Source organism: Streptomyces sp. YIM S03343 (assembly GCF_054729195.1).
In genome coordinates, this window is sequence record NZ_JBPUKX010000002.1 from 766,592 (window position 1) to 780,028 (window position 13,437).

Sequence of the window (13,437 nt, forward strand, 5' to 3'; positions counted from 1 at the left end):
CTTCCACTGGGCATCATTGACGGACCGTCGGCAACGCGGTAGCACTGAGCGCCGTATGCCACCGATCTGACCGTCCGTCACAGGAGGCCGCCTTGCGAGGATCCGCCACCGAACCCACCGTCCCCGGGCACAGACGTGTCCACAGGGCCGCCGGTGCCCTGGCCACGGCGGCCTTACTGCTGCCGTTGCTCGGCGCGGCCCCGCCCGAGGCCGCCGGCACGCCCGCCACCGCATCGCTGCAGCAGGCGTTCGCCGACGCGGCCGCCGAGTACCACGTGCCGCAGAGCGTCCTGCTGGGCGTCTCCTACCTCCAGTCCCGCTGGGACACCCACGCCGGTGCGCCGAGCGTCAGCGGGGGCTACGGCCCGATGCACCTCACGGACGCCCGCACCGCGCTCGCGGCGGCCGTGTCCCACCACGGCGAGGGCACCGAGGACGCCCGTGGCGACACCGCCCGCGCCGCCCTCCGCCCGACCACGACGGTCCCGCAGAACGCCGCGCTCCCCGCCCGTCTGAAGACCCTCCCCAAGGCCGCCGAGCTGACCGGGCTGAGCGCCGAAGCGCTGCGCACCGACCCGGCCTCGAACGTGGCGGGCGGCGCCGCGCTGCTCGCCGCCGCGCAGCGCACGCTCGGCGAGCCGCTGAGCGCCGACCCCGCCGACTGGTACGGCGCGGTCGCCGAGTTCTCCGGCGCCGACGACTCCTCGACGGCCGCCGCGTACGCCGACGACGTGTACGACGTGATCCGCGGCGGCGAGCAGCGCGTCACGGACGCCGGGCAGCAGGTCGCGCTCGCCGCGGCGCCGGACCTCGCCCCGGACACCGCGCAACTGGGCCGGACCGGCCTGCGCACGGTCTCCGACGACGGCACCGAGTGCCCGAGGTCGGTGTCCTGCGAGTGGATCCCGGCGCCGTACGAGGAGTTCGGCGACCACGACTACGGCAACCACGACCTGGGTGACCGGCCCGCGTCGCAGAGCATCAAGTACATCGTCGTGCACGACACCGAGGGTGCCTGGGACGGGGTGATCAACCTGGTCCAGGACCCGACCTATGTGTCCTGGAACTACTCGATCCGCTCCACCGACGGACTGATCGCCCAGCATGTCAAGGCGAAGGACGTGGCCTGGCACGCGGGCAACTGGTACATCAACGCCAAGTCGATCGGCATCGAGCACGAGGGCTTTCTCGCCTACCCGGACTCCTGGTACACGGAGGCGATGTACCGGGCCTCGGCGCGGCTGGTGCGGTATCTGGCGAAGCGGTACGACATCCCGCTGGACCGGCAGCACATCCTCGGCCACGACACCGTGCCGGGCCCGACCACCTCGTACATCCCCGGGATGCACACCGACCCGGGCCCGTACTGGGACTGGCGGCACTACTTCGAGCTGCTCGGCCGGCCCCTCCACCCGACCGCGGGTCCGCGCGGCGGTCTGGTGACGATTCTGCCGGACTACACCGCCAACCAGCCGGAGTACACGGGCTGTGTCACCGCAGGCCAGACGTGTGCCGCGCACGGGTCGAGCGAGGTGCGGCTGTACTCGGGGCCGGGCGAGTCGTACCCGCTGATCAAGGACATCGGTCTCAAGACCGAGCCGACGACCGGGGTGAACGATCTGTCGTCGCGGGTGTCGACCGGCCAGCAGTACGCGGTCGCCGACCGGCAGGGCGACTGGACGGCGATCTGGTACCTGGGACAGGAGGCATGGTTCAGGAACCCGGCAGGTCCGCAGCGCACCGCCGTGAACGCGGCCGGGCTGGTGGTCACGCCGAAGGACGGGCTGGACAGCGTCCCGGTGTACGGACGCGCCTACCCGGAGAAGGAGGCGTACCCGGCGGGCGTGCCCGCCCAGTCGGTCTCACCGCTGCCGTACCAGCTGCTCAAGGGGCAGAAGTACGTCGTCGGTGACGAGCTGCCGGGCGAGTACTACTACGCGGTGACCTTCACGACCGACTCGCACCGGGTCGTGATCGGTGACGACCTGTACTACGAGATCCAGTTCGGCCACCGGGTGGCGTTCGTCCGCGCCGCCGATGTGACGGTGGAGCGGTCCGGGTCGTAGCCCAGATGTCTCAGCCCTGCTGGAACAGTTCCGCCGGGAGCGGTTTCAGCAGGGCGTACAGGTCGTCCGTGATGGGGCGGTCCCAGGCGGCGATGGTCACCAGGACATTGTCGCTGCGGTCGAACTGGACGCAGGAGATCCGGCCCTCGGACAACTTGAGGCGGCGCACGATCAGCAGATTGTCACCCTGCATCACCGGCATGTCCTCGGTGCCGACGACGGTCACCTCCTCCTCGTTCTCCAGCGCGACCAGCAGCTGCCCGACCTCGAAGGGGATCTCGCCCTCGGCGACGTCACGGGCCGGGGAGCCCTCCGGCAGATTGCCGATGATCATCGCGGGGCCGCGGCCGCCGAACAGGTCGTAGCGCAGGAACACGCCCTGGCAGGTGCCGTCCGGGGCGGGCAGCAGGCCCGCGCCCAGATTGCCGGGCCAGTCGCCCGGGTCCATGGCCAGTACGTCGAAGTCAGGGCCCGCGGGTGTGGCACTGCGGCGGCGGAGGAACGACATGCGGCCATGGTACGTGCCCGGCGAGCCCGACGAAGGCCGGGAGCCGCTCTTGACCGGCCCGCAGCGGGATGCTCGGGCCGGTGTCACCCGGCCGGATGGTCCGGACCGGAGGACCACCCGGCCGGATGGTCCTCCGGTCCGGTCCGCCGCTCGCCCAGTGCCGCCGCCAGGCCCGTCGGATCGGTGCCGAGCTTGCGGTACACCGCCGACAACAGCCGTACGACGGTCTGCTCGTCGGCGCCGAGTTCCGCGGCGGTCTCGGCGGGCGTGCGGCCGCCCACGGCGAGGTCGGCGGCGGCGCGCTCCCGGACGGTGAGGGTGTCGGTCTCGGCGCCGAGCGGGCGGCGGGGGCGCAGTCCGGCGGCGGCGAGTTCGTCGCGGGCGGTGTCGGCGAGGCCGTCGGCGCCGCACTGCACGGCCGTGTCGAGACCGCGGTAGAGGTGGTCGGCGGCTTCGTCGGGGCGTCCGGTGCGGCGCAGTTCGGTGCCCAGGGCGACCAGGGCGCGGGCCAGCTCGTAGGCGGCCGGTGAACGCTCCAGCTGGACGACGGCCTCCGCGAGATGTTCCGCGCGGGCCGGTCCGGTGGACACCTCCGCGAGGGTGCCCAGGGCCTGCCCGACGACGGACGGGGTGCCGAACTGGCGGGCCCGGGCGAGCGCCTCGCAGGCGGTCGTGACGGCCCGCTCGGGGGCCTCGCGGACCTCGGCGCGGGCGAGATGGAGCTGCCAGGGGCTCCAGGCGGGGTTGCGGATGCCGCGCCCGTCGAGTCGGCTGCCCGCGGCGGCGAGCTGCACGGCCGCCTCCTTGGTGCGGCCGCGGGCGAGGAGGAGTCCGCCGTACACGGTCTGGGCGTCGGGGAAGACGACGGCGGCGGGGAAGGGCTCGGCGAAACAGTAGGCGTCGGCGATGTGCGCTGCCTCGGTGACCCGGCCGCGGGCGATCAGGACCTCGACGAGGGTGCCCACGGCGTACCAGTGGGCGGGGGTGCCGGGGCCGACACGCTCGGCCAGCCGGAGTCCGGCGCGCACGAAGTCCTCGGCCTCGGCGAGGCGCCCGCGGCGGAGGCGGACGTAGCCGAGGAGCGTGTACGCGAAGGACAGGTGGCCGCCGCGCCAGCCGCGCTGCTCGTAGTCCGCGATGCCGGAGGTGAACAGTTCCTCGGTGCGGCCGGGCCGGTCGGCGTACATGAACGCCAGGGACACCAGCACCGGCACCTCGAAGCCGCGCTCGGGATCGGCCCAGCAGAGGCCGCCCTCCAGGGCGCGCGAGGCGTGCCGCAGGGCGACGGGGGCGGGTTCGCCGCGCTGGACGGCGTCCCAGGCGCGCAGACCGATGATGTAGCGCTCGGTGAGGTCGCGGCCCTTGAGCCGGTCGGCGAGCCGGGTCAGCCTGCGGGAGCGGGAGGGGTGGTCGGGCTCGGCGGCGTCGAAGGCGTCCCACATGAGCTGTTCGGCGGTCAGCCGCAGCCGTACCCGGGCGTCGTCGGTGCGGCGGATCTCCTGGTCGAGGGTGCCGGAGGCCTCGGTGAGGCGGTCGCTGTGCGCGAGGACCTGGGCGAGCCGGCAGACGATACGGTGGCGCAGCGCGGGATCGGCGATGGGTTCGTCGAGGGCGGCGCGCAGATGGTTGACCGTGGTGGCCGGTTCGGTGAGCAGGGCGGCGCTGCCCAGTTCGTACAGCACGGCGGCCCGTTGCTCGGGGGGCGGGGGTTCGCGCAGGGCGCGGGCCAGATAGCCGCGGGCGGCGTCGGGTGCCCCGGCGCGGAGGGTCTCGGCGGCGGCGGCGCGCAGTTGCCGTACCACCGTGGGGTCGCCCTCCGGGTGGGTCTCCAGAAGGTGCCGGGCGGCAGCGGCCGGACCCTGGCCGTCGTCGAGGACGCACCAGGCGGCCTGCCCGTGCAGGGCGACCCGGACACCGTGCGGGATGGCCCGGTATACGGCGGTGGCGATGAGGGGGTGGACGAATTCGAGGGGCGTGCTGGCGGCGCCGGTGAGGATGCGGGCGCCGCGCAGGGCGTCGGCGGCGTCGGCGGCCTCCTCGCGGCCGAGTCCGGCGACGGCGGCGGCGAGCGCGGGGCGGATCTCGGTGCCGAGGACGGCGCAGGCCCAGGCGAAGCGCACGGTGGAGGCGCCCAGACGTTCGAGGCGTGCGATCAGACCGCTGCCCTTGACGGCGGCGGCGAGGTCGCGCAGCAGGGGTGCGCCGTCCTCGGTGGGGGTGAGGCCGCGGTCGAGGACCTTGGCGGTCAGTTCGACGGTCTCGAAGGGGTTGCCCGCGGTGACGGCCCAGCACTCGTGGCAGAACGTGTCGTCGGCGTGGCCGCCGAGGGTCTGGCGGACCAGGTCGGCGACGGCTTCGGGGCTGAGCGGTTCCAGGCCGAGGGGACGGCCGCCCGCACGGCCGGGCAGCATGCGGAACGCGTCGGCGTGGTCGGGGAGTTCGTCGGGGCGGTAGGCGACGACGACCAGCAGCGGGAGTTCCTCGGCGCGGGGTGCGAAGGCGGCGAGCCAGCCCAGGGACTCGGGATCGGCCCAGTGGGCGTCGTCGAGGACGAGGACCATCGGGGCGCGCCGTACCGCGAGATGGGTGAGGACCCAGTCGAGGCCGTCGCGCAGTCCCTGCGGGTCGGGCGGGGCGCCCTCGGTGGGGGCGCACAGGCCGAGGGCGGGGCCGACGATGTCGTACCAGCCGCCCAGCGCGGCGCGGACCTCGGCCTCGGAGGTCCCGGCGAGCTGGGGCTGGAGCAGTTGCCGGGTGACGTGGAAGGCGACGCGCTGCTCCTGGTCGCCGCCGCGGGCGGACAGCACGGTGCAGCCGCGGGCGGCGGCCCGGCGGCGGATCTCGGCGAGCAGGGTGGTCTTGCCGAGCCCGGCGCGGCCGGTGACGGCGAGCAGCGCGCCGCGCGGATGGTGCGGCGGTCCGGCACCCTCCGGGTGCGGTCCCACCAGCTCGTCCAGCGCCTCGTCGACCGCGGCGAGTTCGCTCTCGCGCTCGAAGAGGGTCCGTTCGTTCCGTCTGTTCTGTACGGTCCGCCGCATCACAGCCCACCCCCTGTCACGGACCCGGGCCCGCGCGGGGAGCGGACGCACACCGTGACCTACAGGCGGCTCAGAGTACGCTCCCGGCCCCCCGGACGAGACCGACTGACCGGTACTGACCGAACCCGCCCGAGCGGGGCGGGGCGGTCCGCCGGGCAGGAGGGTCTGCGCCCCCGCCGCCCCTTCCCGTCCCGTCAGGGGGGCTCCGCCCCCGTACCCCCGCTCCTCAGCTGATTTGTAGCCCGTCCGGCGTTTGAGGACGAGGCCCGAAGGGCCGACAAGGGGGGTCCGGGGGCGCAGCCCCCAGGGACGGGAACGGGAAGGGGCGGCGGGGGCGCAAAAACCCCTGACGCGGGCCGGTCCTCGTCCGCGCACCAACGAGCCGCCCGCCCGCGCGATCACGTCAAGTCGAACTCACCTTCCCGCGCCCCCGACACAAACGCTCCCCACTCAGCCGGGGTGAAGATCAGGGATGGGCTCTCCGGACGGCCACTGTTGCGCATAGCAATGAAGCCCTCGACAAAGGCGATCTGGACATCCCCCAGCCCCCGGCTGCCGGACTGCCAGTCGGCGTTGCTCAGGTCCAGCTCCGGCTTGTCCCAGCCGGCCGCCCGGTGCTGCTGGATGGTGCTCTCGGCCACGTCCGTGCTCCTCCCGGTTCGTCGTCCGCGGCCAGCCTAGCGATCGGTCCCGACGCCGCACAGGCCACATGAGGCGAACTTCCCCAACACCCCGGAACGGCCGCTTCCGGGCCTTCGGCGAGACGTCCGTCAGGAACCCGGCGGCCGGTCCCCGACCAGCCACATCGAGAAGAACTGGGCCCCTCCGCCGTAGGCGTGACCGAGCACCCGGCGCGCGCCGTCGACCTGGTGTTCGCCCGCCTGGCCGCGCACCTGGAGAGCGGCCTCCGCAAAGCGGATCATGCCGGAGGCGCCGATCGGGTTGGCCGACAGCACCCCGCCGGACATGTTGACGGGCAGGTCGCCGTCCAGCTCGGTCACCCCGGACTCGGTGAGCTTCCAGCCGCCGCCCTCCTCCGCGAAGCCGAGATTCTCCAGCCACATGGGCTCGTACCAGGAGAACGGCACATACATCTCGACGGCGTCGATGTCGCGGCGCGGATCGGCGATGCCCGCCTGCCGGTAGACGTCGGCGGCACAGTCCTTGCCCGCCTGCGGGGAGACGAAGTCCTTGCCCGCGAAGAGGGTCGGCTCGCTGCGCATGGCACCGCCGAGCACCCAGGCCGGCGGCCGGGGCGAGCGGGCCGCTCCGGCGCGGTCGGTGAGGACCATGGCGCAGGCGCCGTCGGAGGACGGGCAGGTCTCCGAGTAGCGGATCGGGTCCCACAGCATCGGCGAGGACTGCACCTTCTCCAGGGTGATGCCGTGCTCGTGCAGATGGGCGTACGGGTTCTTCAGGGCGTTGCGCCGGTCCTTGTACGCCACCAGCGAGCCGACCGTGTCGGGCGCCCCGCTGCGCCGCATGTAGGCACGGACATGCGGGGCGAAGAAGCCGCCGGCCCCGGCGAGCAGGGGCTGCTGGAAGGGGATGGGCAGGGACAGTCCCCACATGGCGTTGGACTCGGACTGTTTCTCGAAGGCGAGGGTGAGGACCGTGCCGTGGACGCGGGCGGCGACCAGGTTCGCGGCGACGAGCGCGGTGGACCCTCCGACGGAACCGGCGGTGTGCACCCGCAGCATGGGTTTGCCGACGGCGCCGAGGGCGTCGGCGAGGTACAGCTCAGGCATCATGACGCCCTCGAAGAAGTCGGGCGCCTTGCCGATGACGACGGCGTCGATGTCGGCGTAGGTGAGTCCGGCGTCCTCCAGGGCGCGTCCGGCGGCCTCGCGGACGAGTCCCGCGATCGACACGTCCCGGCGGGCGGCGACGTGCTTGGTCTGGCCGATCCCGGTGACGGCCACGGGCTCCTTGCTCATCGCGGATCCCCTTCGAGTACGGCGACCAGGTTCTGCTGGAGGCACGGGCCGGAGGTGGCGTGGGCGAGCGCCCGGTCACAGACGCCGCGGTGGATGCGTGCGGCGGCCTCGCCGATACGGATCAGTCCGGCCGCCATGACCGGATTGGCGGCGAGCGCGCCGCCGGACGGGTTGACGGTGACGCTGTCGTCGAGCCGCAGCGCCCGGCGCAGGATCACCTCCTGCGCGGTGAACGGCGCGTGCAGCTCGGCGGTGTCCACGGGCCGTTCGAAGACTCCGGCGCGTTCGGCCGCGAGGCGGGTGGAGGGGGAGTCGGTCAGGTCGCGGACGCCGAGCGCGTGGGCTTCGGTGCGGTGGTCGACGCCGCGGATCCAGGCGGGCCGGGCACCGGCGTGGTCGCACAGTTCGCGGGCGCGGTCGCCGGCGGCGAGGATCACCGCGGCGGCGCCGTCGCCGACGGGCGGGCAGTCGCCGGTGCGCAGGGGCCGTACGAGGTAATCACCGTGCGGGACCGGGCCACGCAGCTGGGCGTGGGGGTTCTCGCCCGCCGCGGTCCGGCTGCGGGCACCGACGGCGGCGAGCGCGGGCTCGTCGGTGTGGCCGGCGTCGATGAGGGCCTGGGCCTGGAGGGCGGCCAGGGCCACCGAGTCGGGCCACAGGGGGGCGACGTAGTACGGGTCGAGCTGCCGGGTGAGCACGTCGCGCAGCGAGCCGGGCGAGGACTTGCCGTAGGAGTAGACGAGGGCGGTGTCGGCGTCCCCGGTGAGCAGTTTGGTCCATGCCTCGTACAGCGCCCAGGCGCCGTCCATCTCGACGTGCGACTCGGAGATCGGCGGCCAGGCGCCCACGCCGTCGAGGGCGAGGGTGAAGGAGAAGGCGCGGCCCGCGAGATAGTCGGAGGAGCCGGAGCAGGTGAAACCGATGTCGGCGGTCTTCAGCCCGGTCCGGTCGAGCACCTCGTGCAGGACCGGCATGAGCAGCTCGACCTCGGACTGCTCCGGGGTGGCGCGCCGGTGGTCGGTCTGCGCGAAGGCGACGACCGCGATGTCCCGCGTCACAACAGCTCCTTGTAGGTGTCGTAGTCCGCGTCGGGTTCGCCGGTGGGCCGGTAGTGGTCGGGATGGCGCCCCCCTTCCGTCCACACCGGCTCGACCCGCAGGCCCATGCGGACCTGGTCGTAGGGGATGCCGCCGATCCGGCCGTGCAGGGCGAGGTCGGCGCCGTCGAGGGCGATGTGGGCGTAGACGTAGGGGACTTCGATGTCCAGGTTCTTCGCCTTGATGTTGACGACGCAGTAGGTGGTGACGGTGCCGCGCGGGCCGACCTCGACGCGTTCCGCGGTGGCCACGCCGCAGGTGGGGCAGGCGCCGCGGGGCGGGACGTAGACCTTGCGGCAGGACGGGCAGCGTTCGCCGACGGTGCGCTGCTCGGCGAGGGCGGCGATGTAGGCGGTCTGTGCGCGGCCGGGCGAGTAGGTGTAGTCGAGGCGGGCCTCGGCGACGATGCCGGTAACCGGATCCGCGAACACCCCGTTGTGGCAGGTGACTTCGCCGGGCCCGCCATCGTACGGCTCGAAGCAGGCGATGTCGGTGATGGCGCCGGTGCGCTGCTCGGCCCATCGGATGCGGACGCGCATGCCGGTGTGTATGGCGTCGGGGCCTGGGGCGACCAGGGCGTGCAGCAGGGCGGTGTCGGCGCCGTCGAGGCGGACGAGGACCCAGGCGAAGGGGGTGGCCAGGGGCTGGCCGCGCCGGGGGGCGTGGTTCCAGGCCCAGGTGGTGACCGTGCCGGTGGGGGCCACCTCGACCAGGTCGCGGATCTCCTCGGCGGTGACGGGGTCGTACTCGACGGGCGGGACGAGGGTGCGGCCGTCGCGGGTGCGCACACCGAGCACGACGCGTTCGCGCAGTCCGGTGAGGAAGGCGGACTGGACCGGGCCGAGGGAGCGGGTGAAGGGGAACTCGACGACGAGGGGCGCTTGGAGGACTTCGGGCATCCGGGGGTCTCCTTCGGGCTCGGGCAGCGCGGGGTGGCGGGGGGCGAACCCGCCGTTGCTGGTTTTTCGGGTGACGGCCGTACGGCGGCAAGGGCACCGAAGCTCGCCACGGGCTCAGGCGCGCCGGTAGACCGGTGGCCGCTTCTCCGCGAAGGCGCGGGCGCCCTCCTTGGCGTCGGCGGTGTCGAAGACCGGCCAGCCGCGGGCGAGTTCGGCGGCGAGGCCGTCGGTCTCGGTCAGCTCGGCGGTCTCGTACACGGACGCCTTGACGGCCTCGACGGCCAACGGGCCGCAGGAGTTGATCTGCTCGGCGATCTCCAGGGCCTTGCCGAGCGCGGTGCCGTCGGGGACGACATGCCCGATCAGCCCGATGTCCGCGGCCTCGCGGGCACTGTAGGGGCGGCCGGTGAGCAGCATCTCCAGGGCGTGGGTGCGCGGGATCTGCCGCTGGAGCCGGACCGTGGAGCCGCCGATCGGGAACAGTCCGCGCCGCACCTCGAACAGCCCGAAGGTGGCGGACTCACCCGCGACACGGATGTCGGTGCCCTGGAGGATCTCCGTGCCGCCAGCGACGCAGTACCCCTCGACGGCGGCGATCACCGGTTTGCGGGGGCGGTGGTGGCGCAGCATGGCCTTCCAGTGCAGATCGGGGTCGGCCTTGAGCCGGTCCCGGAGGTGCTCACCGGCCATGCCGCGGCCCGCCAGCGCCTTGAGATCCATGCCCGCGCAGAACGCGCCGCCCGCGCCGGTGAGCACGACCGAGCGGACGGAGTCGTCCGCGTCGGCCGCGAGCCAGCCGTCGTAGAGGCCGACGAGCATCGAAAGCGAGAGCGCATTCTTGGCCTCTGGCCTGTTGAGCTTGAGCACCAGCGTGGCGCCCTCGCGCCGCTCGGTGAGGTGTTCCGTGCCGCCCATCGACCGTCTCCCCTCTGACAGAACGAGAACAGGTTGCAGTAGGGACGGAGGCACTTCAAGGGTTTTCTGACACTCAGTCAGATTTCTTGCCGCGGGCCCTTCCCACTTGCCCCCGCCTTTGCTGTGATGACCGACGGACGAGCGGATCAGGGCCAGACAGGGTCAGGAGGAGCGGTGGAGTACAACATTGCCGACCTGTTCGAGTCGGTCGTCGACGTGGTCCCGGACCGCGAGGCCCTGGTGTACCTCGACCACCCGGGCACGGGCGCGGAGCGGCGGCTGACGTACACCGAGCTGGACGCGGCGGCGAACCGGGTGGCCCACCATCTGCTCGACAGCGGGATACGGCCCGACGAGCATCTCGGCCTGCACCTCTACAACGGGGTCGAGTACCTCCAGACGGTGTTCGCCTGCCTCAAGGCACGGATCGTCCCGGTGAACGTCAACTATCGCTATGTCGAAGATGAGTTGGTGTACCTCTACCGGGACGCGGACCTGGTAGCACTGGTCTACGACGCCGAGTTCACCGACCGGGTGGCGGCGGCGCTGCCGCACACTCCGGCGCTACGGCACCTGGTCCGGGTCGGTGCCACGCCGACACCGGCGCAGGGCGCGGCCGAGGTGCCGGCGGTGGCGTTCACGGAGGCGGAGGAGGCCGGTTCGCCCGGACGCGGGTTCGACAAGCGGTCCGGCGACGACCAGTTCATCATCTACACCGGCGGCACGACGGGGATGCCGAAGGGTGTGATGTGGCGTCAGGAGGACCTGTTCTTCGCGGGGTTGGGCGGCGGCGCCCCCACCGGTAAGCCGGTCGGCAGGCCGGAGGAACTCGCCGAGCGGGTAGCGGCCGGCGGAGAGGGGATCACCTTCTTCCCCACTCCCCCGCTGATGCACGGCACGTCGACCCTGACCGCGATGATCGGCTTCAACTTCGGCCAACGCGTCGTGCTGCACCGCAGGTTCAGCGCCGAGGAGGTGCTGCGCACCATCGCGAGGGAGAAGGTCACGAGCATCTCCCTGGTCGGCGACGCCATGATCCGGCCGCTGATCGACGCGCTCCACGGACCGATGAAGGGCACCGACACATCCTCGGTGTTCAGCGTCTCCTCCTCCGGCGCGATCATGTCGGACACCGTGCGACGGCAGTTCCGCGAACTCCTCCCGAACGCCATGCTGCTGAACAACTTCGGCTCCTCCGAGTCCGGCTTCAACGGCACCGCGACGGACGACTCCGGACCGGACCGCGGCTTCCGCATCCGCGTCAACTCCCGTACGAGAGTGGTCGACCTGGCAACCTACGAGCCCATCGCCCCCGGAGAGGTCGGCCGGGTCGCACAGTGCGGCCACGTACCGCTCGGCTACTACAACGACCCCAAGAAGACGGCCGAGACCTTCTTCGAGCGCGACGGCGTGCGCTGGGTGCTGCTCGGCGACATGGCGACGGTCGACGAGGACGGCGTAGTCACCGTGCTCGGCCGCGGCTCACAGTGCATCAACACCGGCGGCGAGAAGGTCTACCCGGAGGAGGTCGAGCAGGCCCTCAAGTCCCACCCCGACATCTACGACGCCCTGGTCGCCGGAGTACCCGACGCCCGCTGGGGCAGCCACGTGGCGGCGGTGGTACAACTGCGCGACGGCGCCGCACCACCCACCCTGTCCGACATCCAGACCCACTGCCGAGCGCATCTCGCCGGCTACAAGATCCCCCGCCAGCTGGTGATCACGCCCACCATCCGCCGCTCCCCCAGCGGCAAGGCGGACTACCGCTGGGCCCGGGACGTGGCGGGGGGGGGCGGACGGCTGAGCCCGGACGAGGGCCGCCTGCCATAACAAGTGCTTACAGACATCACGGGTGTGTGATGTCGGTGATGACCTGGTCGTGCCGCCGAACGTTCCCGGTGAATGTCGAGTGCGGGTACTTCTGCCTCAGGCGGGCCAGGGCCGCATCGACGAAGGCCCACATGTCGCCGGGGTCGGAGTGGGCCTGGAAGGTGGCGTAGGTCAGCCATTCGCCCTCGTCGCTAGCCACGTACGCTTCGTACTTCTGCTCTTCAGTGCGGACGGCCGTGGGGGTATCGGTCTCCTGGTTCGTGACCTGCCGTTGTGGTGTCGGCTGCCTGGGCTGTCCCTGCCGCGGTAAGAAGCGTTGCCGCCGCGGCCTTCCCGGCGGCGCCGAGTACGGTCCGCCGCGAAAGCTCTGCATACTCACCCGTACGGAATGCCCAGCCTCCGAGGGGCACGGTTGGAAAGGCGCCGGTAGGGTGACCTGTTGTGGACGCGGGGGCAGGAAACGAGATGGTTGCGGTCCCATCGGGACAGGTGACGCTGTCGGACCGGCGGACGCAGATCAGTTGGCCGGTCGAGGTCACGCCGTTTCAGATGTCGGCGTTCCCGGTCACCCAGTCCTGGTACGCACAAGTCACAGGCCGACGGCCGAGTAGCACCCAAGGCGAGCGGCTGCCAGTCGAGGGTGTTTCGTGGTGGGATGCGGTCCGGTTCTGTAACGCCTTGTCCCGACGCGAGGGGCTGACGCCCGCGTATCTCCTGTGCGTCGACACCGAGACGGCCGATTGGGACACCTCCGCAGACGGGTACCGGTTGCCGACCGAGGCCGAATGGGAGCACGCCTGCCGTGCGGGTACTACTGGCCCGCGGTACGGCCCTCTCGACGAGGTCGCCTGGTACCAAGGCAATTCCGATGGGCGGATCCACTCTGTCGGCGGCAAGCAGCCCAACGCATGGGGCCTGTACGACATGCTGGGCAATGCGTGGGACTGGTGCTGGGACGTCTACGACGCCGAGGTGTACGGCACCTACCGGGTACTCCGTGGTGGTGGATGGGCCGACGAGCACTGGAGCTGCCGGGCGTCGGTACGGCGGCGCAGCCACCCGACGTTCCGGATCGACGACGTGGGATTTCGCATCGCGCGCTCCACGCCACTACCTTGGCCGACACCGCCCCCAGTGAGGGGCTGAC

At 72.2% G+C, this 13,437-nt stretch carries 11 protein-coding genes; 3 read left to right on the top strand and 8 right to left on the bottom strand.

The genetic code is table 11. The features are described from left to right. Window positions 1–92: 92 nt before the first annotated feature. Window positions 93–2,066 (top strand): N-acetylmuramoyl-L-alanine amidase, encoded by a 1,974-nt coding sequence (locus ACSYGN_RS39180; protein WP_460405257.1) that lies wholly within the window; start codon window positions 93–95, stop codon window positions 2,064–2,066. 10 nt (window positions 2,067–2,076) lie between these two features. On the opposite strand, the gene ACSYGN_RS39185 is transcribed toward ACSYGN_RS39180, so the two are convergent. The 7 genes from ACSYGN_RS39185 to ACSYGN_RS39215 form a co-directional block, all read right to left on the bottom strand. Next, a complete protein-coding gene (locus ACSYGN_RS39185) occupies window positions 2,077–2,574 on the bottom strand; it encodes a hypothetical protein (RefSeq protein ID WP_460405259.1) in 498 nt (165 codons plus the stop codon). An 83-nt stretch (window positions 2,575–2,657) separates the two neighbouring features. Next, window positions 2,658–5,612: an ATP-binding protein gene (locus tag ACSYGN_RS39190; RefSeq protein ID WP_460405261.1), complete on the bottom strand. Its 2,955-nt coding sequence runs from the start codon at window positions 5,610–5,612 to the stop codon at window positions 2,658–2,660. 398 nt (window positions 5,613–6,010) lie between these two features. Further along, the gene (locus ACSYGN_RS39195; RefSeq protein WP_460405263.1) at window positions 6,011–6,253 is read right to left on the bottom strand and encodes a DUF397 domain-containing protein; all 243 of its coding nucleotides are present in this window, start codon (window positions 6,251–6,253) and stop codon (window positions 6,011–6,013) included. A gap of 129 nt (window positions 6,254–6,382) precedes the next feature. Continuing rightward, the gene (locus ACSYGN_RS39200; protein WP_460405265.1) at window positions 6,383–7,549 is read right to left on the bottom strand and encodes a thiolase domain-containing protein; all 1,167 of its coding nucleotides are present in this window, start codon (window positions 7,547–7,549) and stop codon (window positions 6,383–6,385) included. Then, the gene (locus tag ACSYGN_RS39205; RefSeq protein ID WP_460405267.1) at window positions 7,546–8,607 is read right to left on the bottom strand and encodes a thiolase domain-containing protein; all 1,062 of its coding nucleotides are present in this window, start codon (window positions 8,605–8,607) and stop codon (window positions 7,546–7,548) included. The genes ACSYGN_RS39200 and ACSYGN_RS39205 overlap by 4 nt, the downstream gene beginning before the upstream one ends. Then, the gene (locus tag ACSYGN_RS39210) at window positions 8,604–9,545 is read right to left on the bottom strand and encodes a Zn-ribbon domain-containing OB-fold protein (RefSeq protein WP_460405269.1); all 942 of its coding nucleotides are present in this window, start codon (window positions 9,543–9,545) and stop codon (window positions 8,604–8,606) included. Before ACSYGN_RS39210 ends, ACSYGN_RS39205 begins: the two co-directional genes overlap by 4 nt. Before the next feature lie 114 nt (window positions 9,546–9,659). Beyond that, window positions 9,660–10,460, bottom strand: coding sequence for a crotonase/enoyl-CoA hydratase family protein (locus ACSYGN_RS39215; protein WP_460405271.1), 801 nt, complete (start codon window positions 10,458–10,460; stop codon window positions 9,660–9,662). Window positions 10,461–10,634: 174 nt separating this feature from the next. Between ACSYGN_RS39215 and ACSYGN_RS39220 the strand changes: the two genes are divergently transcribed. Continuing rightward, window positions 10,635–12,290: an acyl-CoA synthetase gene (locus tag ACSYGN_RS39220; protein WP_460405273.1), complete on the top strand. Its 1,656-nt coding sequence runs from the start codon at window positions 10,635–10,637 to the stop codon at window positions 12,288–12,290. 16 nt (window positions 12,291–12,306) lie between these two features. Here ACSYGN_RS39220 and ACSYGN_RS39225 read toward each other — a convergent pair whose 3' ends face one another. Beyond that, on the bottom strand, window positions 12,307–12,489 hold the full coding sequence (locus ACSYGN_RS39225; protein ID WP_460405275.1) for a hypothetical protein: 183 nt from the start codon (window positions 12,487–12,489) through the stop codon (window positions 12,307–12,309). Window positions 12,490–12,755: 266 nt separating this feature from the next. Here ACSYGN_RS39225 and ACSYGN_RS39230 point away from each other — a divergent pair, with 266 nt between their 5' ends. Continuing rightward, window positions 12,756–13,436: a formylglycine-generating enzyme family protein gene (locus tag ACSYGN_RS39230; RefSeq protein ID WP_460405796.1), complete on the top strand. Its 681-nt coding sequence runs from the start codon at window positions 12,756–12,758 to the stop codon at window positions 13,434–13,436. Window position 13,437: the final 1 nt, after the last annotated feature.